Consider the following 22,472-nt stretch of genomic DNA (forward strand, 5'->3'; position numbering starts at 1 on the left):
TGTGGTACCTTCCCCCCGCGACTGTGGGGGAGTCAAAGGAGCCAGGGGGATAGGGACGCGCATGGCTTGCAGGCCGGAAAGGAACCGAGGAGCGGGAATCGCCGAGCGACGCTCCGGCCGCCTGGTCGATTGGCTTGGCCGGCTGGTTCGAAGGCTGATCCCCACCCGTGATCCCGATCTTGCCGAGACCATCCTGGCTCAGACCGGTGAACTCATTCGGGTCGTGGATCGGGAAGGCCGGATCGAATTCCTCAACGCGGCCCTTGCGGCTCGGCTTGGTTGCCCCCCCGGGAAACTGCTTGGGGTTTCGCTTTTCGACCTCCTCGAAGAGGATGGCGGTGAAGGGGATGTGGATGCCGTGGCCTTGGAGCAGGCCCTGGGGCGGGAGCACCCGCTTCGCGGCCGCATTCATAGCCGGTTCCCGGGCGGGGAGCGCCTCCACGAGGACTGGGAGGTGCGTCCTCTGGTGGACGCGGATGGCACAGCGCGCCGCTTCCTTATCACCGGTCGGGAACTCGGTGCGCGTGGCGGAGAACGGAGGTGTCCCCATCACCTCCTGCAGCTCCCCCAGGAGGGGGTTCACTGCGAACTCGAACGGAATCTGGAGCGGGCCGGTATCGGGCTGGTGACCACGGATGACCACGGTATGGTGCGGTCCAGCAATCAGGCCGCCCGGACCATGCTGGTGGGGGGCGCGGACCTCCCGGAATCGCCCGCCCTGTGGAGCCACGTCCTCACGACCCTGGATCCGGAGAACGGTTTTCCCCTCCTCTCCGCCCGGGACCCTATCCGGCGGGCCCTGCGGGGAGAGGCGGTGGAGAATGCAGAGGTCGAGGTTGCGACCTCCGTGGGCCAGCGGCGCCTCAAGATCAATGGGGGATCCTCGCCCGAACCTTCCGGGGCGGACCGCGCCCTGGTGGTCCTCCAGGACATTACCGAATTCCGCGGCACCATGGATGCCCTCGCCGCTAGCGAGGCGCGCTTCCGGGGGATGACCGCGAATCTGCCCGGGGCAGTCTTCGAGGTCTGGGCGGGACAGGATGGGTTCCCCCGTTTCCGTTTCCTCAGTGAAGGGGCGAAGGAGCTCTTCGAGCGGCCCAGTCAGGCTATTGTGGCCGAACCGGGGGTCTTTTCGTCCCTGCTCGACGTTCGGGATAGTGAGCGTTTCACGGAGACCATGCATCACTCCGCGCAGACCGGCACGGTTTGGAACTGGGAGGGACGCCTGCGCTTCGGTCAGCGGCGCGTGAAGTGGATCAACTGGCGTGCTATCCCGCGGCCCGAGCAGGATGGGCCGGTGTGGTACGGGGTGGCCCTCAACATTACCGAGAGCCGGGAGGCGACTGATGAGCTGGCCCGGATGAGAGACCGGTTGAGGGAGCTGCATGCCAGCCGCGAGGAGGTTCAGGAGGCCGAGCGCAAGGCTATTGCCCGGGAGATCCACGACGAACTGGGAAGCCAGCTGACCGTGGTCAAGATGAATGCGGCCTCTCTCGTCCAGCAGTCGGAGGGCCTGTCGGAGCGTAGCCGGGAACAGGTGGAGGCCATGAGCAGCCTGGTGGACCAGGCCATCGAGACGATGCGGCGTGTGGCCGCCGAACTGCGCCCGCGGATCCTGGATGACTTCGGGATCGTTGCCGCCCTCAAGTGGCGGGCCACGGATTTCGAGCGGCACAGTGGTATTGCCATCGATCTCACCACCCCGGTGGAGGAGTCGACGGTGCCCCCCTCGCTGGAGACGACCCTGTATCGCGTCTTCCAGGAGGCGCTGACGAATATCGCCAAGCATTCCGCGGCCACGCAGGTTGATGCCGTTCTGGAAGAGCGCGAGGGCCGGGTCGTTCTGTGCATTCGCGACAATGGCGTAGGATTCGCGCTGGAATCCCTGGACGATTCCCATCACAACGGCATATTCGGTATGCGCGAGCGGGTAATCGCACACGGGGGAGAGTTCGAGATCAACGGGGCGCCCGACAGGGGGGTCGTACTCTGTATCCGTATACCGCTGGCCAGACGAGAGTAGGGTGATGCCGGGCATGACACGGGTCATGATCGTCGATGACCACGCGGTGGTCCGCGAAGGGCTGAAGATGATCCTGGAGGGGCAGGAAGATATCAGCGTCGTTGCCGAGGCCGGCGACGACGCCGGCACCCTGACCCGGGCCCGGGAGCAGCCCATGGACGTGATCCTGCTGGATGTCTCGTTGCCAGGACGCAGTGGCCTGGAGATTCTCAAGCAGCTCCGGTACCAGTATCCCGACCTGGCCGTGCTCATGCTCAGCATCCACCCCGAGGACCAGTACGCCGTCCGTTTCCTTCGGGCCGGTGCCAGCGGCTACATGACCAAGGAAACGGCCCCGGCGGAGCTGGTGGCCGCCATCCGCAAGGTCGCCAACGGCGGCCGCTACGTCAGCCAGGTGCTGGCGGAGTGTCTGGTGGAGGAGCTGGAAAGACCCGATACCGCGGAGCCGCACACCCGGCTCTCGGATCGCGAGTATCAACTCCTCGTTCGCATCGGGCAGGGCCTGAAACCTGCCCAGATCGCGGAAGAGCTCCACGTCAGCACCAAGACCATCAGTACCTACCGGTCTCGTCTGCTGGAGAAGATGGGGCTCTCCAGCAACGCCGAACTGGTCCAGTACGCGGTGCGCCAGGGGTTGGTGGACTGAGCACCGCGCCCCGAACTTGATCCTCGTGTAGGGCTTTTCCCGACACCCTGTCCGCCTTTCCCCGATATCCCCCCTCGGCCTCCTCCCGACATCAATCACGTCTTCTCCCCGACTGTCACCAGACCGGTCCACCGGAGAGACTGTACACCGATTCATTCTTCCGCCGGTGGAGCGGTTGCAGGAGTGACGGTGACGATGAAGATGGATGCTCAGGCAGAGGCGGCGAGCGCGCAGGTTCCCTTCTGGCGAATGGCCGCCATGCCCGTGCTGACCGGTGCGGTCGGGACGCTGCTCCTGGTCCTGGAGGAGCACTACGCGGTGGGAGCGCTGCCGCTGCTGCTGGGTCTCGTGGCAAGCGTCCCGCTCTATCGCTGGTGGTCCAACGCGCTGGCGGCACCGGCCGCGGAAGAGCAGGTTACACCTGCCGAGGAGAGTGTCCCCGTCGAGCACATGGCCTCCCTGGAGGAGGCCTGCATCGAGGTCAGCTCCATCGGCGGTCGCAACGTCGAGACCGCCCGCGACCAGACCGAAGAGGCCATTACCGACCTCTCCCAGCGCTTCTCCCAGCTGGTGGACCGGCTCACGAACACTGTCGAGGCCTCGGAGAACGCCACCAGCGGCGAGCAGGGCCTGGTCCAGGCCTTCGAGGCCTCCCGCAGCGAACTCAACGAGATCGTCAGCAGCATGAAGGTGGCCATGGAGACCCGCGACACCATGCTGGAACAGGTGCGCGAACTCACCGGCTACACCGAGGACCTCAAGGAGATGGCCACCTCCGTGGAGGACGTGGCCTCCCGCACCAACCTCCTGGCGCTGAACGCCGCCATCGAGGCGTCCCGGGCCGGCGAGGCGGGCCGCGGCTTCGCCGTGGTCGCCGACGAGGTCCGCAGCCTCTCCCAGCGCTCCGGTGAGGCGGGCTCCCGGATCAGTGACATGGTCAATCGGGTGGGCGATGCCATGCACCGGACGCTGGAGAACGCCGAGCTCTCCGCCAGTCGCGACGCCGACATGACCTGGCAGGCCGAGGAGACCATCCAGGGCGTGCTGGAGCGCCTGCGCGGCGTGGCCGACGGCCTCTCCGATTCCACCGGCCTGCTGCAGCAGGAGGGCCGGGGCATCCGCGACGAGATCGCCGAGATCCTGGTCAGCCTGCAGTTCCAGGACCGCGTCAGCCAGATCCTGACGCAGGTGCGGGACTCCTTCGATGAATTCGGGACCGAGGTCTCCGACCGCGCCGAGCAGCGGCGCCTCTCGGGACGGTCCGAACCGGTGCACGCCGATGCCATCCGGCAGCGCCTGGAGCGCGGTTACACCACCGATGAACAGCGCCGGAACCACTCGGCGAACGAGAGCGCCGCCGATGATGGCGGTGACGACATCGTCTTCTTCTGAACCACTCCCGGAGGCAGCCATGAGCAAGACCATCCTTATCGTCGACGATTCCGCATCCCTGCGGCAGGTGGTGGCCATCGCCCTCAAGGGGGCGGGCTACGAGGTCATCGAGGCCGGCGACGGCCAGCAGGGCCTGGACGCGCTCAAGGGCCAGAAGGTCCACCTCATCGTCAGCGACGTGAACATGCCGAACATGGACGGCCTGAGCATGGTGACGGAGATCAAGAAGGACCCGAACTACAAGTTCACGCCGGTGATTATGCTCACCACCGAGTCCCAGGAAGAGACCAAGAAGAAGGGCAAGGAGATCGGCGTCAAGGCCTGGATGGTGAAGCCGTTCAAGCCGGAGCAGATGCTCGACGCCGTCTCCAAGCTGGTGGGTTAGGGGAGTCCGGCCGTGAATATCGAGGTATCGGAGGCCGCCGATGGCGGCTGCCGCCTGACGGTGGCGGGCGAGGTGAATATCTACGTCGCCGCCGATTTCCGGGCGGAAATGGACGCGAAGATGGCCGGCTGTTCCGCCCTGGAGATGGATCTCTCCGGCGTCAGCGACCTGGACACCACCGGCGTTCAGGTCCTGATGGCCGCCAAGCGCCAGTGCCAGGCCGAGGACCGGGAGCTGCGCCTGGTCGCGCACAGCCCGGCGGTGCTGGATGTCTTTGAACTCTACGGTCTGGACCGCTTCTTCGGTGATCCGCTGCTGCTTGCGGGCGAGGATGGGACGGTAACGGAGGATCGCCATGAGTGACCGCCCACAGGACGCCTTCAACGCCGAGGCCACCGAACTCCTCCAGCAGATGGAGGATGGCCTCCTGGCACTGGAGGACGGCACCCAGGACCCGGAACAGGTGAACACCCTCTTCCGGGCAGCCCACACCATCAAGGGGACGGCCGGGGTCTTCGGCTTCGACGCCGTGGAGCACTTCACCCACGTCGTCGAGAACCTCCTGGAACAGGCCCGCTCCGGCGAGCTGACCATCGGTCGCGACCTGGTCTCCCTGCTCCTGCGGGCACGGGACCACATGGCGGTGCTGGTGGCCGAGGCGGTGGAGGAGGCCGATCCCGATCCGGCGACCCCGGCCACCGGCGAGGCCCTGGCGGAGGAGCTGCGCGCCTACCTCGATGACGGGGGCGAGACCGATGTCGAACCGGAGGAGCCGGTGGCCGAGGGCTCGGTGGAGGTCATGAACGATGGCCACCCGGTCGCCTCCGAGGACTGGCACATCTCCCTGCGCTTCGAGCCGGATGTCCTGCGCCACGGCATGGACCCCCTGGCCTTCCTGCGCTACCTGCGCAAGCTCGGGGAGATCGTCCATGTCACCACGCTGGATGATGCCCTGCCGGGGCTCGGCGAGCTGGACCCGGAGGTCCTCTATCTCGGCTTCGAGGTGGAGTTCCGCAGCGAGACCGCCGACAAGGCGGCCATCGAGGAGGTCTTCGAGTTCGTCGAGGACGACTGCGAACTCCACATCCTGCCGCCGCAGGCCTACATCCACAGCTACGCGGAGATGATTCGGGGCCTGCCCGAGGATGACCTGCGCATCGGCGAGATCCTGGTCCGCAGCGGGGCGCTTACCCGGCAAGAACTGGACGAGGCCCTGCGGGAGCAGGACAGCCGCCGGAGCGAGGGCGGCGGCAAGACCGCCCCCCTGGGCGAGGTCCTGGTTGACCAGCAGAGCGTCCACCAGGAGGTGGTGGACACCGCGGTGGAGAAGCAGACCCAGAACCGGGAGGCCCGGTCCACGGCCGCCAGCTCCCTGCGCGTGGATGCCGACAAGCTCGACGCCCTCATCAACCAGGTGGGGGAGCTTGTCATCGCCGGGGCCACCACCAACCTGCTGGCCCAGCAGTCCGGCGACGAGCAGCTGGGCGAGTCCATCTCGGTGATGGCCCGGCTGGTGGAGGAGATCCGGGACAGCTCCCTGCGCCTGCGCATGGTTCCCATCGGCGAGACCTTCAACCGCTTCCGGCGGGTGGTCCGCGACGTCAGCGCCGAGCTGGGCAAGGACATCGCGCTCACCATCGAGGGCGCCGATACCGAGCTGGACAAGACCGTGGTCGAGCAGATCGGCGACCCCCTCATGCACCTGGTCCGTAACGCCATGGACCACGGTATCGAGAGCGCCGAACAGCGCCAGGCCGTGGGCAAGCACGCCCAGGGCCAGCTGCGGCTCAACGCCTACCACGAGTCCGGCAGCATCGTCATCGAGGTCGCCGACGACGGCGGCGGCCTGAACTCGGACAAGATCCTGGCCAAGGCGCGGGACCGCGGGGTGGTCACTCCGGGCCAGGAGCTCTCCGAGGCGGAGATCCACCGGCTCATCTTCGAGCCCGGCTTCTCCACCGCCGGCGAGGTCACCAACCTCTCCGGCCGCGGGGTCGGCATGGACGTGGTGAAGAAGAACATCGAGTCCCTGCGCGGCAGCGTCGACGTGGAGAGCCGCTACGGCGAGGGCTCCATCATCCGCATCCGGCTGCCGCTGACCCTGGCCATCGTCGACGGCTTCCTGGTTACCGTCGCCGGGGCCAGCTACGTCATCCCGCTGGATTCGGTGCTGGAGTGCGTCGAGCTAACCGACAACGACGCCCGGGATGCCGGCGAGCAGGGCTACATCAACCTGCGCGGCGAGGTGCTGCCCTTCATCCGCCTGCGGCGGATGTTCGAGCGGGATGCCGGTTACGCCGAGCGGGAGGCCATCGTCGTCGTCCAGATCAGCGGCCAGAAGGTCGGCCTGGTGGTGGACGAACTCCTGGGCGAATTCCAGACCGTCATCAAGCCCCTGGGCCAGCTCTTCCGGGAGCTGGATGGCGTCAGCGGCGCCACCATCCTGGGCAGCGGGGAGGTCGCCATGATCCTCGACGTCCCCGGCCTTATCCACCGCGTCGACTGGAAGAACGGCGAGGGCCGACCCGGGCACGCCCCGGCGCTGGAAGCCGACCGTCACGACCAATAATTACTCAGCAACCCGAGCCAACGCCGTTGGTCTCACGAGGAGGACACCGTCATGGTGCGTTTCAAGAATCTGTCCCTAGCCAAGAAGCTCTCCTTGGGCTTCGGTCTGGTCCTGGCGCTGCTGGCCATTATCAGCGTCGTGGCCTTCAACTCCCTCTCCACGAGCAGTGACGGCTTCGCGGAGTATCGCGAGACCGCTCTGAGTACCAAGACCAGCGGTGAGGCCCAGGCCAACCTCCTGGAGGCGCGTATGGCCGCGCTCAAGTTCGTTAATGACGGTTCCGAAGCCGCCTCGGAGGCCGAGCACGAGCGCCACGAGGCGACCCTGGAGTTCCTGGACAAGGCCGAGCAGTACATCCACGACCCCGACCAGCAGGCGCGGCTGACCGAGGCCCGGGAGAAGACCCAGCAGTACGGTGAGGCCTTTGCCCAGGTCGAGGAGTACAAGGCGGAGCGCAACCGCCTCTTTGACGAGGTCCTCGCCGTGGAGGGCCCGATCATGGAGCAGCGCCTTACCGATATCATGCGCTCCGCCAAGGACGACGGCGACGCCAGTGCCGCCTACGTGGCCGGTCAGGCCATGCGCAATCTCCTGCTGGCGCGGCTCTATGTGGTGAAGTTCCTGGAGGATAACAGTCAGTCCGCCGTGGATCGGGTTAACAGCGAGTTCGGCGAGTTTGACCAGCGCATGGCCACCCTGGACCAGGAGCTCCAGAATCCCGAGCGGCGGCGGCTCATGCAGGAGGTGAACAACCTCAAGGACGTGTATACCCAGGCCTTTGACAAGACCGTGGAGACCATCCTGGCCCGCAACGAGGTCAAAGAGGGCACCATGGATGTGGTGGGCCCGGAGGTCGCCGACATCCTGGAAGATATCAAGATCGCCAACGGCAAGGTCCAGGACGAGATCGGCCCCCGCGTCCAGGGCGCCAACGAGCGCGCCATGGCCACCGTGCCGGTGGTGAGCCTGGTCGCCCTGGTGGTGGGCGTCTTCATGGCCTGGGTGATCACCCGGGCGGTGACCCGGCCGGTGGCGCGGGTGACCGAATTCGTCGAGCGCTTCGGCGAGGGCGATCTCACCGCCGACCTCACCGTGGACAGCGAGGACGAGGTGGGCCGGATGAGCCGCGCCCTGAGCAACGCCGTGGGCCGGGTCCGCAAGGCGCTGGTGGATGTCAGTCAGGCCACCTCGGCCCTGGCCTCCGCCTCCGAGGAGGTGAGCGCTACCTCCCAGAGCCTGAGCCAGGGCGCCACCGAGCAGGCCTCCTCCGTGGAGGAGACCAGCGCCACGGTGGAGCAGGCGCGTTCCTCCATCCAGCAGAACACCGAGAACGCCAAGTCCACCGACGAGATCGCCACCGGCGCCTCGAAGAAGGCCACCGAGGGCGGCGAGGCGGTGCGCGAGACCGTCACGGCCATGAACAACATCGCCGACAAGGTCACCCTCATCGAGGACATCGCCTACAAGACCAACCTCCTGGCGCTGAACGCCGCCATCGAGGCGGCCCGGGCCGGGGAGCACGGCAAGGGCTTCGCCGTGGTGGCCGAAGAGGTGCGCAAGCTCGCCGAGCGGAGCCAGTCCTCCGCCGGGGAGATCAGCGAGATGGCCGGCGAGAGCGTGAAGGTGGCCGAGCGGGCCGGCGGCCTCATCGACGAGGTGGTCCCGGAGATCCGCCGCACCGCCGACCTGGTGCAGGAGATCTCCGCCTCCTCGGAGGAGCAGGCCACCGGCGCCAACCAGCTCGCCCAGGCCATCGAGCAGCTGGACACCGTGGCCCAGCAGAACGCCTCCTCCTCGGAGGAGCTGGCCTCCACCTCGGAGGAGATGAGCTCCCAGGCCCAGCAGCTCCAGGAGACCGTGAGCTTCTTCGAGCTCGGCGAGGACAGTACCGAGGGGACGGCTGCTCGGGGCGGCACCAGCCGCGGGACCCAGCACGCCGGCCACCAGGGCTCGACCAACAGGGCCGGCCAGGCTTCGGCCTCTCACGGTGTCAGCAAGCCGGCTCCGGCCGAGGGCGAGGCGGTGGACGAGAGCGAGTTCCAGCGCTTCTCCTGATTCCCACGGTGGCCGGGAGTAGAGCCCGATGAGTGAGCAAGAACTGAGCCCGGCGACGGCGGGCGAGAGCGGGGCGGGGGCGCTGGCCCCCGTGGACTCCGCGGATTCAGGCGGGGAGGGGACCTCGGATGCCAACCAGTACCTGACCTTCCGCGTGGAGGGTCAGACCTACGGGGTCTCCATACTCCGGGTCAAGGAGATCATCGAGCACGGCTCCCTGACCCGCGTGCCGCTGACCCCGGACTACATCCGGGGCGTGGTGAACCTGCGCGGCAAGGTGGTACCCATAGTCGACCTCGCCGTGCGCCTGGGCCGGCCATCGGAGCCGGCAGGCAAGCGGACCTGCAATATTATTGTTGAGATGGCCGAGAGTGCCGGGGGCACCATGGACCTGGGCTTCATGGTCAGTGCCATCGACGAGGTGGTGGGGCTGCCGGCGGAGGATATCGAGGCCTCCCCCAGCTTCGGGGCCGATGTGCCGGCGGATTTCATCGCCGGCATGGGGCGCCGGGAGAACGGCTTCATCACGCTGCTGGACCTGGATGTGGTGCTCTCCGTCGACGAACTGTCCCGCTTTCGTGCCGCCCTGAATAGCGGTTGAACGGGGGGCATGTGATGGAGACCAGTCTCGAGCTGGTCAGCGCCGCCCATGAGCGCCTGAAGGAGGTGATGCGGGCGGTCCGGCAGCTCTACATGCGCGCCGTCAACGCCATGCTTAACGCCCGCCGCGTGGGGGTGCAGGCAGCCGGCTACCAGGCCGTGACCCTGGAGCTGCGCCGCTTCAGTCAGCAGATCGACAGCTCGGCGGACGAACTCCAGGCCCGGATCCGGGAGCTGGTCTACTGCGGGGCCGAGCGCCGCCGCCAGTTCCGGCGTCTCCGGCGGCTGGAACAGGGGGCCGACAGGGCGGATTCGGGGGGCCGGGAGGCGGCCCGGAAAGGGATCGAGGGCCTGCAACAGCGGCTGCAGCAGCAGGACGACGACATTGAACGTCTGGTGCGGGAGGTGCAGGGCATTCGGGTCCGGATTGGTCGGCTCGCGGAGACTGGTCGTAATCTGGGTCTGATGCTGCGGACCGAGGCCGTGGTGAACGAGGCGCTGGCCGATGGCATCGGCGACGAGGTCAATGAACTCATGGATCGCGTGAATCGCGATGTGGACGCCATCGGCGGGCACATGGAACGTCTGAGCGAGGCCGGCGAATGAAACAGTCCGTAGTACTCTACGAGAACGGCGACCACCGCTGGCTGGTCCTGGCCCGGGATCCGGAACGGCCGGACTACGTCATCGATACCAATGAATACGTGGTGGAATCCGGCGGCGACGCCCTGATGACCGACCCCGGCGGCATGGAGATCTTCCCCGCGGTCTTCTCCGCGGTGAGCGAGCGCGTGGACCCCAAGCGGATCGGGCGGCTCTTCGCCTCCCACCAGGACCCGGACATCATCTCCTCCCTGGGGCTGTGGATGGACTTCAATCCCGGGATCCGCTGCTACCTGAGCCGCCTCTGGGCCACCTTCGTGCCCCACTTCGGCGGCGATGACACCACCTTCCACCTGCTGGACGACGCCGGCGAGCCCATCCAGGTGGGCAGCCAGACTCTGGAGGCGATGCCGGCGCACTACCTCCACTCCTCGGGGAACTTCCACCTCCACGACCCCCGGGCGAAGCTCCTGTTCACCGGGGACGTGGGGGCGGCCATGCTGCCGCCGGAGGAGGACGAGGTCTTCGTCTCCGATTTCGACCGCCACATCCGCCACGCGGAGGGCTTCCACCGCCGCTGGATGGGGTCGAACACCGCCAAGCGTGACTGGTGCGAGCGGGCGGCGAAGCTCGACCTGGACCTGCTCTGCCCCCAGCACGGGGCCATCTATCAGGGAGACGACGTCATGCGCTTCATCAACTGGTTCGATGAGCTGGAAGTGGGGCGGACCTGGCAATGACCACCAACAGCCCGGCGGCCAGGCTGGAGATCAGCGATCGGGAGTTCAGCCAGCTCAGTGCCATCATGCAGGAGCAGGCCGGAATCCATCTCCCGCCGGGGAAGAAGGCCCTGGTGGTGGGGCGGCTGAGCAAGCGCCTGCGCCACCACGGGCTCAAGAGCTTCACCGAGTACCACCGCTTCGTCACCCGGGAGGATGCGGACGGCTCGGAGCTCCAGACCATGGTGGACCTGCTGACCACCAACGAGACCTATTTCTTCCGGGAGGCGGACCACTTCGACACCCTGCGCAACCGGATCCTGCCGGAGCTGGATCAGTCCCGGGAGCTGAAGTTCTGGAGCGCCGCCTGCTCCTCCGGCGAGGAGGTCTACACCCTCGCCATGGTGCTGGCCGACGCCCTGGGGGAGAAGGCGGCCTGGTCCATCTTCGGCAGCGACATCAGTACCGAGGTAGTGGCCCGGGCCCGGCGCGCGGTCTACCCCATGGGGGCGGCCGAGAAGATCCCGCGGGAGTACCTGCGCCGGTTCTGCCTGGAGGGGACCGGCAGCCAGGAGGGGCGCTTCCTGGTGGACCGGAGCCTGCGGGAGCGGGCGCGCTTCGATACCGTAAACCTGAACGCCGCCGACTGGCGCGCGCCGGGGGGGCGGTTCGACGTGATCTTCCTGCGCAACATCATGATCTACTTCAACGCCGCCACCAAGCAGCAGCTGGCGGACCGGCTGGCGGGGGCGTTGAATCCGGGGGGCTGGCTCATCGTCGGCCATTCGGAGACCCTCAACGGCGTCAGCGACCGTTTCGAGTGCATCAAGCCCTCGGTCTACCGGAGGAAGGCATGAATCGGTCGGACTGCATCTACCTGCGCCCCGGGGAACTCCACTTCGGCTCGGCGCCGGGCCGGATCCGGACCCTGCTGGGTTCCTGCGTGGCGGCCACGCTCTGGCATCCCCGGCGCCGGATGGGCGGGATGTGCCACGTGGTCCTCCCGGAGCATCCGGAGGGCACCTGCGACGACCGCTATGCCGACTGCGTCATGCGCAGCTTCATGGAGGCCCTGGCCCGCGGCGCGGGGCAACCGAAGGAGTACCAGGTCGGGGTCTTCGGCGGTGGCCACATGTTCCCCGGCATCGCCGAGGGCAAGGGGCCGGCCATCGGCGACCGCAACGCCGAGTGCATGCAGGAGCTCCTGCGCAGGAACGGCTTTCGTATCGCTCGCCTGGAGGTGGGGGATTACCTCTACCGCCACGTGGAGCTGGATCTGGCGACCGGGGAGCTGGAGGTGACGGCCACCTCGGTGAATGCGACGAACAACGCAGGGGGGCAGTGATGGCGGGCAAGCCCAGGGTTCTCGTGGTGGACGACTCGGCGGTGATCCGGCAGGTGCTCTCCAAGATCATCGAGGCCGACCCGGACCTGGAACTCCTGGGCGTTGCCGGGGATCCCATCCTGGCCCGGCGCCGCATGGAGAAGACCTGGCCGGACGTCATCGTGCTGGACGTGGAAATGCCCCGGATGGACGGCCTGACCTTCCTGCGGGAGATCATGGCCGAGCATCCGACGCCGGTGGTGATGTGCTCCACCCTGACCCAGCATGGTGCCGATACCACCATGCAGGCCCTCGCCGCCGGTGCGGTGGAGGCCATCGGCAAGCCGAAGGTCGATCCGCGCGGCGGGCTGCAGGAGGCCTCCGCCCCCTTCCTGGCGGCGGTGAAGGCGGCGGCCGGGGCCCAGGTGAAGCGGCAGGCCGGGCCGGCGGCGGCCCGCTCGGCGGTGCCCTCGACCCCGGCTCCTGCCACCCGGCAGCAGGCCGGCACCGGCCGGATCCTCGCCCTGGGCGCCTCCACTGGCGGCACCAATGCCCTGGAGACCGTCCTCTCGGCCCTGCCGGCCACCGCGCCGGGGCTGGTCATCGTCCAGCACATGCCGGCGGGCTTCACTACCGCCTTTGCCGCGCGGCTGGACCGGGCCTCGGCCCTGGAGGTCCGGGAGGCAGCGGACGGCGACCAGGTGCGTCCCGGTCGCGCGCTCATCGCCCCCGGCGATCGCCACATGCGAATCAAGCGGCGGGGGCCCGGCTATCAGGTCACGGTGGGGGATGGTCCCCTGGTCAGCCGTCACCGGCCGTCGGTGGATGTCCTCTTCCAGTCCGTGGCCAAGGAGGCGCGTGACCAGGCCATGGGCGTCATCATGACCGGCATGGGGGACGACGGGGTCAACGGCCTGGACGAGATGCGCCGGGCGGGCGCCCCCACCCTGGCCCAGGACGAGGCCACCTGCGTCGTCTACGGCATGCCGCGGGAGGCGGTGAACCGGGGGGCGGCGGTGGAGACCGTGCCCCTGACCGGGATCCCGGAACGGCTTCTCGCCTTTGCCATGGCCAATGGATCCCGGACCACAACATGAACCCGGCACCCGAATCAGTACAACCAATCAGTGAGGCGGCCATGAACGAGCTTGCAGCGTCGGTCCCCGGCACAGAGGCGACGGGCAACCAGGAGGCGAAGTACCTCGCCGTGAAACTCGGTGATGATGCCTACGGCATCACCATCATGCGGGTGAAGGAGATCATCGAGTACAGCCACGTGACCCCGGTGCCCCTGATGCCCGAATCCATCCGCGGGGCCATCAATCTCCGGGGCCACATGGTTCCCATCGTGGACCTGGCCCGGCGGCTGGGGGTGGGAGAGACGGCCATCACCCGCTGGACCTGCGTGGTCATCGTCGAGGTGCGGGTGGGCGAGCAGTGCCTGGACGTGGGCCTGACCGCGGATGCGGTCAGCCGGGTCTGGGATGTCTCCCCGTTGGATATCGAGGCCGCCCCGAACTTCGGCGGCCAGATCCGGACCGACTTCATCGAGGGCATGGCCAAGGTCGGCGAGGACGGCTTCGTCATCCTCCTGGATATCGACCGCATGCTCTCCATGGAGGACGTGGAGCAGCTCGGCCGGATGGCGGGCCAGGTGGATTCAGCCTCCATCCCGCCGGCCAGTGAGGAAGAGTCCGGCTGAAGGCGGCTCAGCCCCGCGTGGTCGCCGGCTCCGCTGCGAGGAAGTCGAGGATCGGTGCCCACTGCTCCACATCCGCCGCCGCGGCCCCCGGGGCCAGGTCGTGAATCCCCAGCCCCTGGTCGGCGGCGGTGAGGTAGTTGCGTGACTCCCGCAGGGTGGTCAGGAAGGGCATGCCCAGGGCCCCCAGGAAGCGCTCCAGGTCGCGGTAGCTGAGCATCCGGGTCCGCGCCCGGTTGGCGACTACTGCGATGCGGGTGCGCTGGCGGGAGACGCGGTCGTTGATGAGCAGCTCGTGGATGAAGTGGGCCGCCGCGCGAATATCCATGGGCGAGGGCAGGACCGGGACGAGGATGGTATCGGCCCGGGCCAGCTCACCGCGCAGCGCCGCATTCCGATGGCCGCCCGGGGTATCCAGGATCAGGGTGTCGGTCTCCGGTGGCCGTTGCGGCGCCCGTTCGGAGACCGCCATCCCCCGGATGGCGGGGAAGCTGCGCGGCCTTGCCCGCAGCCACTCCAGGCTGGAGCGCTGGGCATCCATGTCCGCCAGGGTAACCCGCTGGCCCTGCCGGGCCAGCGCCGCGGCAAGGTTGGTTGCCACTGTGCTCTTGCCCGCACCGCCCTTGGCATTGGCCACGGCTATCCGCAGCAGCGGGGGGGCTGAATGTTCGTCTTGTGAAGCCATGACCCGGATCCTATCAGGAATGCGCTGGGGGCGGCCGAATGGATTAGTGCACAATAATTACATGTTTACCAAGAGAGTCGGGTGGACGAGGAGCGAATGAGTCACGATCAGAGCCTGATGCGGCTGGCCGCGCTGGCCGCCGGCAATGCCGAAAACGAAGAGCCCCTCCTGGACGCCATGCTGGCGGAGATTGCAAGGGCGATCGGGGTCTCGCGGGCGGGGATCTGGCTCTTGGATCCCCGGGCGGAATGGTTGGTACTTCGGGCCCTCCATGTGGTTGGAGACGAGAGTACCGATGTCGTCGACCTCCGGGGCGTCCAGTGTCCGGAGTACTTTCGCCACATCGCTTCGGGGGAGACGCTGGAGCTATCCCGGCTGGAGGGTCTGGAGAGTGGTATAGGGACACGGCTGGAGGTCGCTAGGAGTGCAGGCATGGACGCCCTGCTGGATGTACCGCTCTTCATGGGAGGGCAGTGGATCGGTGTCCTGTTCTGTGAGTATCGGGGTGGGTCCCGGCACTGGAGCGCTGCAGAGCGCACCTTCCTGGGAAGTGCGGATGATCTTGTGGCGCTGGTGCTGGAGGCGGAGCGTTATCGAAGCGGCGAACAGCAGCAGGAGCGCCAGCATGCCCGGCTCCGGGCGTTGAGCGACGCCCTGCGCAGTGGAGTTACCATAGAGAACGAGGTTGGCCGGGTCGTCCATGCCAACCCGGTGGCGCAGGCCTTCATGGAGTCGGCCGGAATCGAGGAGCCTGTGGGGATGTTGTGCGAGGAGATCGTGAAGCATCTCGCACCTCTTGTTGCCGAAGAGGAGGGCTGGAGCGCGCGGATCATGGGGATCATCCACACCGGGGAGCCTGTGCATGGGATGCCGCTCCACCTCCGGGATGGTCGGGAATTCGAGGTCGACCACGTTCCGGTAAACGATGACGCCGGACAGCCCCTCGGGCACATCTGGCAGTATCACGAAGTTACGCCCTATCGGCGGGCGGAGGGCTCCCTGCGCCGCCAGCGGAATCTCTACCATGCCCTTAGCGAGATGCACCGCGGTATCCTCCACAGCAAGGGGATCGAGTTCCCTCTAGAGCTGGCCTGTCGGGTAGCCGTGGAATACGCCGGCCTGACGCTGGCCTGGATAGGTGAGGTGGACCCGGAGACCCTGTGGGTGAAGGTCGTCACGGCGTACGGGAAGGCCAGCGATTATGCGAGGAGCATCCGTATCTCCGCCGATCCTGCGAAACCGGAGGGACGGGGCCCGGGTGGGCGCGCGCTGAACTCGTGGGAGACGGTGGTCATTGGCGATATCGGGGAGGATCGCCGCCTCGCACCGTGGCACCCGTATACGGAGCGCTACGAGCTGCGAAGCGTCGCCTCCATTCCCATGCCCACGCCCCCCAGCCGGGGACCCATGGTCTTCAATGTCTATGCCGCCGAACCGGGCTATTTCGACAGTGCCACCATTGCGCTGGTCGAGGGTCTGGCCGGTAGCGTGGTCGAGGCGTTCGCCGGGCGCCAGGTTAATGCCCCGGACTGAGTATCACTACCCCTCCCAGTACTCGGTGTGGACCAGCTCCTCCAGCGGGCGGCGTCGGTCCCAGCCCTCCTGCTCCAGCATGGGCCGGTCGTAGAAGGCCTCCACGTGGCCCAGGCAGAGCAGGGCCACGGGCCGGCCGCCCTCGGGGATGGCCAGTTCCCGGCGCAGCGCCTCGGGGTCGAAGAGGGAGACCCAGCCCATGCCGAGCCCCTCGGCCCGGGCGGCCAGCCAGAGGTTCTGGATGGCGCAGGCCACCGAGGCCAGGTCCATCTCCGGTAGCGTCCGCCGACCGAAGATGTGCCCCTCCCGGTCCGGCATCAGCGCGGCGGCCAGAAGCTCGCCGGATTCCCGCACCCCCTCCACCTTGAGCCGCAGGAACTCGTCCCGGCGCTCGTCCAGGGCGTCTGCGGTGCGCTGGCGCTCCGCCTCCACCAGGGCGTGGATGGCCTCCCGCCGGTCCGGGTCGGTGATCCGGATGAACCGCCAGGGCTGCATGTAGCCCACGCTCGGGGCCCGATGGGCCGCCTCCAGCAGCCGCTGCAGGGTCTCCGGATCCACCGGGTCGGGCCGGAAGTGGCGCATGTCCCGCCGCTCCTCGATGGCGCGGTAGACGGCGGCGCGTTCGTCGTCGCTGAAATCGGTCATGGGGCTGGGTGGTCTCCTTGCTGGCCCGGGGTGAGAGGAGGGCAGTGGATCCCCTGGGCGGCGAGCCAGGGCAGGAGGTCCGGGAGGCGGACATAGCCGCGCAGGCGATGGGTGACCCGGCCCTCCGCGTCGACGAAGAGGGTCCACGGGGTAGCGGGGACCCCGCCCACGGCAGCGACCAGGCCCTCGCTACCACCCACCGCCGGGAGTTCCACCTCGGCGGCCCGGAGGACGCGCCGGTAGCCGGGGCGGTCGCCGTGGATCCCCACGCCCACCGCCCGGATCGCCTCCGGGCAGGCGGCGGTGAGCCGGTCCACCGCCCGGAGCTGACGTACGCACCACGGGCAGCGGGGCTCGAAGAGGACCACCAGGGCGGGGCCGCGGGCCAGCGAGCGGAGGTCCCGCCGCTCGCCGTCCCGAAGGTCGGGCAGGGCCAGCGCCGGTAGCTCCGCCGCGGGGACGGGGGTCGCCGCCAGCAGGAGCAGGACGGCGAGGAGGCGTCGCATCAGAATTCCGCCCGCAGCCCCGCGTAGACCACCCGGCCACGGAGCGGCGCGTAGATGTGGGCAACGTCGAAGGCGGCCTCCTCGCCACTGCCAGCCTCGCCCTCGTAGAAGAGCGGGGTCTCTTCATCGCCGGCCTGGGTGTAGTCGAAGAGGTTGTTTACGCCCAGGTAGGCCGAGAAGGTCTCATCCAGCTCCCGGGCCAGCCGCAGGTCGATGGTGAACCAGGCCGGGGCGTCGGTCTCCTTGGGATCGCGGAGTTCGCCTTCGTCGACTTCGCCGTTGTCGTTGGCGTCGTCCCAGCGGTTGTAGCGGCCACCGTAACCGTAATCGGTCAGATCCCGCTCGCCGACCACGTTGAGACTGCCGTTGAAGGACCAGGCACTGCCCTGCCAGGCGGTCTCCAGCCGCAGGCGGTCCTCCACCGGGGCGACAGCGAAGGTCTCCTTGTAGTCGTCGCCGTAGGCGAAGTGGGCCAGACTCCCATCCACGCGCCATCCGGCCCCCAGCTGCGCCCCGGCCGAGAGATCGGCGGTGGTGACCCGGGCGGGGTCGTCGGAATTGACCAGCGTGGGCCGGCCTCCGCCCCCCACGGCGCTGTCGATGTAGGCGAGATCCTCCACCCGGGTGTGGGCCAGGGAGAGGGTGGCCGCCCGGGTCTCGTCGCGGTAGCTCAGGGCGTAGCTGGCCGACTGCGAGGTTTCCACCTTGTCGATGTCGATGTCGAAGCCCTCTTCCAAGATCCCGTGCTCCGACTCGAAGAAGGTGAGCGGGGCGCGGTAGCCGCGACCGGCACCGAAGCGGGAGGTCCAGTGGTCGGTGTGGCGCCAGCGCACATGGGCCCGGGGGGCGAAGACTTCGGTGTCGATCTCGTCGCCCTCCGCCGTCTTCTCCGTCCAGTCGGTACGGATCCGATCGAGGCGGGCGGCGAGCTTGACCTCCAGGTCGGCGGTGGGGGTCCAGATGTCCTGGAGATAGAGGCCGGTGTCCCGGTGGTCGAAGGCGTCGCCGGCGATGTCGTTGCGGTCCATGAAGTCGGACTCGGAGGTCATGCGCTCGTCGGTGTGGTCCAGACCGACGGTGAGGAAGTGTTCCAGGCCCAGCGCCCGCTCCCAGCGCAGGTCGCCGAAGTGGGTGGTGTCGTCGTTGGCGTAGTCGAAGCCCTCGTAGAAGGAGTCCTGGGTGTGGTCCACCCGGCTTCCGGTGGCGATGATCCGGCCGCCGTCGGCCAGGTCGTGGCGCCAGCGCAGGGTGTACTCGTCGCGCTGGGTGTCGATGGTCTCCAGGGTCTCCCAGGGCTGGCCGGTCCACTCCCGGCGGACGTCGCCGCCGGCGAAGTAGTCGGCGCTGCTGTCGGAGGCGCCATCGGCCTCGGTGCGGATCCCGGCCATCTCCGAGATCCCGGTGGGCCCGCCCAGGGTGGTGGAGCGGAAGCTGGCCACCCGCAGCTCCACCGTGTCGTTGGCGTCCAGGTCCCGGGCCAGGTGGGTGGTGAGAGAGCGGTTGTCCCGTGCCGGGTTCTCGGCCACCCCGTTGTCGTCAGCGTCGAATCGGTCCTGCTCGTCGAACTGCCCGGCGATGGTGGCCCGCGTGGCGCCATCATCGGCCACCGCCGTTCCCTCCAGAGAGACGCGGCGGTAGCCGTGCTCGCCGCCGGAGAGGTCGACGGAGACGCCGTCGCGTTCGGCCCGTTTGGTGATGACGTTGATGGTGCCGCCGATGGCCTCCGGGGCGATGAGGGAGGCGCCGGCGCCGCGGGCGATCTCCACCCGCTCGATACCGGCGGCGGTGACGGCATCCATGCCGTAGTAGCTGGAGACCACCGAGTGCATGGGCACGCCGTCCACCAGGATGGTGGTGTGCTCCCCCTTGAGGCCGTTGAGCATGACGCGCTTGATGGCGCACATGGAGCACTCGTTGTTCACGTGGACGCCGGGCTCGTTCTCCACGGCGTCGGCGAGGGTGTTGGCCTGCTTGCGCCGCAGGCGCTCGGCGGTGATCACCTCGGTCTGCTGGATGGTGGCGGCCTGCTCGCCGGCGCGATGCTCCCCGCCGGCGCCGCCGTGGACCTGGACGGTATCCAGTTCCTCGGCGGCGAGTTCGGGAGTGACGGCCAGGGCGGTGAGCAGGGGGATGAGCGCCTTGCGTGGCATAACGACTCCTTTCCGTAGGGGATTTAGTAAATGGGAATCGTACTCATTACGATTAACAAATGTCCAGTCCCGCTGGTGCAGCCGGGCGCTCCTGCTGGGTCGGTGGGAGTTCTTCATGGGCCTCTCCTGTGCACACCCGCACGGGCGACAGCAAGGGAGGACGGAGAGGGACCCGGGTCGGCGGAAGGGGGAGCCGGCCCGGAGCCCGGCACCGCCCTCCGCAGTGCCGTAGCCGGACCCCAGGCCGGTCTCCGGGCTGGCGAGCTGGCATTCCGGCCCTTCCGGAAGCCGGGACGACCGCCTTCCCGCGCTCGCGCGCAGTGGCTCATCGGTCGTCCCATCACTCGCCTACCGTTGCGGGGGCAGCGCCGGCTCGACCCGTCGTGGGCCTACCGGACTTCCCGTTTCACCCCGTGGACTGCCGATCCGCGGGGCACCTGGGGCGGGTAGGTCGAATTGTCAGCGGCTCGATGGCCGCCAGGAGCGCGGAATCCTAAGAGGCACCCCCGTCGGGGTCAATCCATGCCGCGGAAGCGCCGGACGTGCGCGGGGTCGTAGAGGGCGCTGTCGCGGAACTCGCCGGGCTCCAGGGCCGGCCCCACCAGGATGAGGGCGGTGCGGCGGGTCTCCAGGGCCTCTGCCTGGCCGGCGATGGTCTCCAGGCGGCCGGTGAGAACGGTCTCGTCGGGCCAGCTGGCGCGCAGGATCACGGCCGCGGGGCAGTCGGCGCCGTAGTAGGGGGTCAGCCGCGCCACTACGTCCTCGATATTGTGCAGGGAGAGATGGACGGCCAGTGTGGAGCCGGTGGCGGCGAAGGCCTCCAGGGTCTCGCCGCAGGGCATGGAGGAGGCTCGCCCCTGGGTCCGGGTGAGGACCACCGACTGGGCCACCTCCGGGACGGTGAGCTCCCGGCCCAGGGTGGCGGCGGCGGCGGAGAAGGCCGGGACGCCGGGGGTGATGGTGTAGTCGATGCCGGCGGCCTCCAGGCGGCGGACCTGTTCGCTCAGGGCGCTGTAGACGGAGAGGTCCCCGGAGTGGAGGCGGGCGACGTCCTGGCCGGCGGCGTGGGCCGCCTCGATCTCGGCCATGATCTCGTCGAGGGTCATGGGCGCGGTGTTGACCACGCGGGCATCGGCCGGGGCGTGGGCCAGGACCTCCTCGGGGACCAGGGAGCCGGCGTAGAGACAGACCGGGCAGGCCGCGATGCGATCGCGCCCGCGCAGGGTGAGCAGGTCGGGGGCGCCGGGGCCGGCGCCGATGAAGTGGACGGTCATGGTTCCTCCCGATGATTGAATGCGGTGTCGTGGCCGCCGCGGGCGGCGGCGCAGGTGGCGCCGCCGCTGGTCGTGCGGCCCGTAAGCAGTGTCGCGTCGGGGCCGGCCGCGGCCAGGGCGGCGGCCTCGGCCACCGAGGCGAGGCCCACGGCGGCCTCCGCCGCGGCGGAGGGGGTTCGGCCGGGCTGGAAGGGGGCCAGGTCCGGGGGCTCCAGGTAGACCGGCTCCAGCCCCATTTGGCGGGCCGCCGCCTCCAGCAGTCCGCTGTCGCGCTTGTGGGCCAGGGTGGCGATTCGGCCGCCGTCCCGCCGGGCGTCGGCCGGCAATGCCTGCCACACCCCGGTGGCCAGCTCGACCAGGTCCCGCGCTTCGCAGCGGGAGCTGAAACCCACCCCCAGGGCGATCATTCCGCCACCAGGGACCAGAGGGTGACCGGCCGCAGGGGCGCCCAGCCGGTAAAGCCACCCAGGGGTTCGGCGCGCTCCACGGCGAGCCGGGAGAGCTCCCCGCCGTAGCGGTCGGCGGCGGCGGCCAGGGCCGCGTCCCCCTCCACCGTGACGCTGGTGGCCACCAGGCGGCCGCCGGTGGGGAGCGCCGCGTGGCAGCGCTCCAGCAGGCCCGGGGAGGTCAGACCGCCGCCGATGAAGATGGCATCCGGATCGGGCAGGCCGGCCAGGGCGTCCGGGGCCCGGCCCTGGATGCACTCCAGGTCCGGGACCCCGAATTCCCGGGCGTTGGCGGCGATGTTCTCCAGCCGGTCGGTGCGGTGCTCCACCGCCACGGCGTGGTTCGCCGGGTCGGTGAGCATCCACTCCACGCCCACGGCGCCGGAGCCGGCGCCGAGATCCCACAGCCGCTCGCCGCTCTCCGGCGCCAGTCGGGCCAGGGCCACGGCCCGCACCTCCCGCTTGGTGATGTTGCCGTCGTGGTGGAAGGCGGACTCCGGCCGCCCCGGGCTGCGCGGGATGATCCGGGCACCGGGCTCCGCCCGGCACTCCACGGCCACGGTGTTCAGGGCGGCGGTTTCCGGCTCGCTCCAGTCGGCGGCGCGGGTCGTACGGCGGTCCTCGGCGGTCCCGCCCAGGTGTTCCAGCACGGTGAGCCGGGAGCCGCCGAAGCCGCGCTCGGTGAGCCGCTGCGCCAGCGCCGCCGGGGTGGTGCCGTCCCAGCTCAGTACCAGCAGCCGGGCGCCCTCCTGGAGCCAGGGATGGATGCGCTCCAGGGCGCGGCCGTGGAGGGAGAGGCAGCGGGTCTCCTGCAACGGCCAGCCCAGCCGGGCCGCGGCCAGGCTGAAGGCCGACGGTGCCGGCACCACCTCCATCTCCGCCGCCGGCAGGTGGCGGGCGAGGGTGGCGCCGATGCCGTACCAGAAGGGGTCGCCGCTGGCCAGGACGCAGACCGGCCGGCCGCGGCGCGCCTCGATCCAGGGCAGCGCTTCGGTCAGCGGCGACGGCCACGGGATCCGCTCCTGGCCGGACTGCTCCGGCAGGAGCCCCAGGTGGCGCTCGCCGCCGAAGACCGTCCCGGCCTCTTCCACCAGGGAACGGGCGCGGGGGGCCAGCCCCGCCGGGCCGTCATCGCCCAGCCCCACCACCGCCAGCCATGGCGCTGGCGTGCCGTCCGCGTTTACGCTGTCCATCCGTTTGTACCTCCCGGAGGGAATC

At 68.9% G+C, this 22,472-nt stretch carries 22 protein-coding genes and 1 riboswitch; of the genes, 15 read left to right on the forward strand and 7 right to left on the reverse strand.

Annotated elements, in window-relative coordinates:
• The first annotated feature begins 61 nt into the window (after positions 1-61).
• The 14 genes from BM272_RS04765 to BM272_RS04830 all read left to right on the forward strand — a co-directional run bounded on the left by BM272_RS04765 (position 62) and on the right by BM272_RS04830 (position 14,018).
• On the forward strand, positions 62-2,023 hold the full coding sequence (locus tag BM272_RS04765) for a PAS domain-containing protein (protein ID WP_093427615.1): 1,962 nt from the start codon (positions 62-64) through the stop codon (positions 2,021-2,023).
• A gap of 13 nt (positions 2,024-2,036) precedes the next feature.
• The gene (locus BM272_RS04770) at positions 2,037-2,669 is read left to right on the forward strand and encodes a response regulator (protein WP_093427767.1); all 633 of its coding nucleotides are present in this window, start codon (positions 2,037-2,039) and stop codon (positions 2,667-2,669) included.
• A 195-nt stretch (positions 2,670-2,864) separates the two neighbouring features.
• Positions 2,865-4,061 carry a methyl-accepting chemotaxis protein gene (locus BM272_RS04775; RefSeq protein ID WP_093427616.1) on the forward strand — a complete coding sequence of 399 codons (1,197 nt, stop codon included), beginning with the start codon at positions 2,865-2,867 and terminating at the stop codon, positions 4,059-4,061.
• A gap of 19 nt (positions 4,062-4,080) precedes the next feature.
• Positions 4,081-4,446, forward strand: coding sequence for a response regulator (locus BM272_RS04780; RefSeq protein WP_093427617.1), 366 nt, complete (start codon positions 4,081-4,083; stop codon positions 4,444-4,446).
• 12 nt (positions 4,447-4,458) lie between these two features.
• The gene (locus BM272_RS04785) at positions 4,459-4,809 is read left to right on the forward strand and encodes an STAS domain-containing protein (protein ID WP_205407748.1); all 351 of its coding nucleotides are present in this window, start codon (positions 4,459-4,461) and stop codon (positions 4,807-4,809) included.
• Positions 4,802-7,015, forward strand: a complete 2,214-nt coding sequence (locus BM272_RS04790; protein WP_093427618.1) for a chemotaxis protein CheA — start codon at positions 4,802-4,804, stop codon at positions 7,013-7,015. Before BM272_RS04785 ends, BM272_RS04790 begins: the two co-directional genes overlap by 8 nt.
• A gap of 51 nt (positions 7,016-7,066) precedes the next feature.
• Positions 7,067-9,070 (forward strand): HAMP domain-containing methyl-accepting chemotaxis protein, encoded by a 2,004-nt coding sequence (locus tag BM272_RS04795; RefSeq protein ID WP_093427619.1) that lies wholly within the window; start codon positions 7,067-7,069, stop codon positions 9,068-9,070.
• Between the two features lie 28 nt (positions 9,071-9,098).
• Positions 9,099-9,671, forward strand: coding sequence for a chemotaxis protein CheW (locus BM272_RS04800; protein ID WP_093427620.1), 573 nt, complete (start codon positions 9,099-9,101; stop codon positions 9,669-9,671).
• A gap of 14 nt (positions 9,672-9,685) precedes the next feature.
• Positions 9,686-10,276, forward strand: coding sequence for a hypothetical protein (locus tag BM272_RS04805; RefSeq protein ID WP_093427621.1), 591 nt, complete (start codon positions 9,686-9,688; stop codon positions 10,274-10,276).
• Positions 10,273-11,013: an oxygen-binding di-iron domain-containing protein gene (locus tag BM272_RS04810; protein ID WP_093427622.1), complete on the forward strand. Its 741-nt coding sequence runs from the start codon at positions 10,273-10,275 to the stop codon at positions 11,011-11,013. Before BM272_RS04805 ends, BM272_RS04810 begins: the two co-directional genes overlap by 4 nt.
• Entirely contained in the window at positions 11,010-11,849 is an 840-nt protein-coding gene (locus BM272_RS04815) for a CheR family methyltransferase (protein ID WP_093427623.1), read from the forward strand. Before BM272_RS04810 ends, BM272_RS04815 begins: the two co-directional genes overlap by 4 nt.
• The gene (locus tag BM272_RS04820) at positions 11,846-12,337 is read left to right on the forward strand and encodes a chemotaxis protein CheD (RefSeq protein ID WP_093427624.1); all 492 of its coding nucleotides are present in this window, start codon (positions 11,846-11,848) and stop codon (positions 12,335-12,337) included. Before BM272_RS04815 ends, BM272_RS04820 begins: the two co-directional genes overlap by 4 nt.
• Positions 12,337-13,413 carry a protein-glutamate methylesterase/protein-glutamine glutaminase gene (locus BM272_RS04825; protein ID WP_093427625.1) on the forward strand — a complete coding sequence of 359 codons (1,077 nt, stop codon included), beginning with the start codon at positions 12,337-12,339 and terminating at the stop codon, positions 13,411-13,413. The genes BM272_RS04820 and BM272_RS04825 overlap by 1 nt, the downstream gene beginning before the upstream one ends.
• A gap of 41 nt (positions 13,414-13,454) precedes the next feature.
• The gene (locus BM272_RS04830; RefSeq protein WP_093427626.1) at positions 13,455-14,018 is read left to right on the forward strand and encodes a chemotaxis protein CheW; all 564 of its coding nucleotides are present in this window, start codon (positions 13,455-13,457) and stop codon (positions 14,016-14,018) included.
• Between the two features lie 7 nt (positions 14,019-14,025).
• Here BM272_RS04830 and BM272_RS04835 read toward each other — a convergent pair whose 3' ends face one another.
• A complete protein-coding gene (locus tag BM272_RS04835) occupies positions 14,026-14,700 on the reverse strand; it encodes a ParA family protein (RefSeq protein WP_093427627.1) in 675 nt (224 codons plus the stop codon).
• A 96-nt stretch (positions 14,701-14,796) separates the two neighbouring features.
• Here BM272_RS04835 and BM272_RS04840 point away from each other — a divergent pair, with 96 nt between their 5' ends.
• On the forward strand, positions 14,797-16,233 hold the full coding sequence (locus BM272_RS04840; RefSeq protein ID WP_093427628.1) for a GAF domain-containing protein: 1,437 nt from the start codon (positions 14,797-14,799) through the stop codon (positions 16,231-16,233).
• A 6-nt stretch (positions 16,234-16,239) separates the two neighbouring features.
• Here BM272_RS04840 and bluB read toward each other — a convergent pair whose 3' ends face one another.
• The 6 genes from bluB to cbiE all read right to left on the reverse strand — a co-directional run bounded on the left by bluB (position 16,240) and on the right by cbiE (position 22,447).
• Positions 16,240-16,878, reverse strand: a complete 639-nt coding sequence (gene bluB, locus BM272_RS04845) for a 5,6-dimethylbenzimidazole synthase (protein ID WP_093427629.1) — start codon at positions 16,876-16,878, stop codon at positions 16,240-16,242.
• Positions 16,875-17,384, reverse strand: a complete 510-nt coding sequence (locus tag BM272_RS04850; protein WP_093427630.1) for a TlpA family protein disulfide reductase — start codon at positions 17,382-17,384, stop codon at positions 16,875-16,877. Before BM272_RS04850 ends, bluB begins: the two co-directional genes overlap by 4 nt.
• Positions 17,384-19,534 (reverse strand): TonB-dependent receptor plug domain-containing protein, encoded by a 2,151-nt coding sequence (locus BM272_RS04855; protein WP_159433021.1) that lies wholly within the window; start codon positions 19,532-19,534, stop codon positions 17,384-17,386. The genes BM272_RS04850 and BM272_RS04855 overlap by 1 nt, the downstream gene beginning before the upstream one ends.
• 225 nt (positions 19,535-19,759) lie before the next feature.
• Positions 19,760-19,990: riboswitch (cobalamin riboswitch) on the reverse strand.
• A gap of 59 nt (positions 19,991-20,049) precedes the next feature.
• A complete protein-coding gene (gene cobM / locus BM272_RS04860; protein WP_093427632.1) occupies positions 20,050-20,808 on the reverse strand; it encodes a precorrin-4 C(11)-methyltransferase in 759 nt (252 codons plus the stop codon).
• Positions 20,805-21,215, reverse strand: a complete 411-nt coding sequence (locus tag BM272_RS04865; protein ID WP_093427633.1) for a cobalamin biosynthesis protein — start codon at positions 21,213-21,215, stop codon at positions 20,805-20,807. Before BM272_RS04865 ends, cobM begins: the two co-directional genes overlap by 4 nt.
• On the reverse strand, positions 21,212-22,447 hold the full coding sequence (gene cbiE, locus BM272_RS04870; RefSeq protein ID WP_093427634.1) for a precorrin-6y C5,15-methyltransferase (decarboxylating) subunit CbiE: 1,236 nt from the start codon (positions 22,445-22,447) through the stop codon (positions 21,212-21,214). The genes BM272_RS04865 and cbiE overlap by 4 nt, the downstream gene beginning before the upstream one ends.
• Positions 22,448-22,472: the final 25 nt, after the last annotated feature.

This window comes from Thiohalospira halophila DSM 15071, assembly GCF_900112605.1.
GTDB classification, from domain to species: domain Bacteria; phylum Pseudomonadota; class Gammaproteobacteria; order Thiohalospirales; family Thiohalospiraceae; genus Thiohalospira; species Thiohalospira halophila.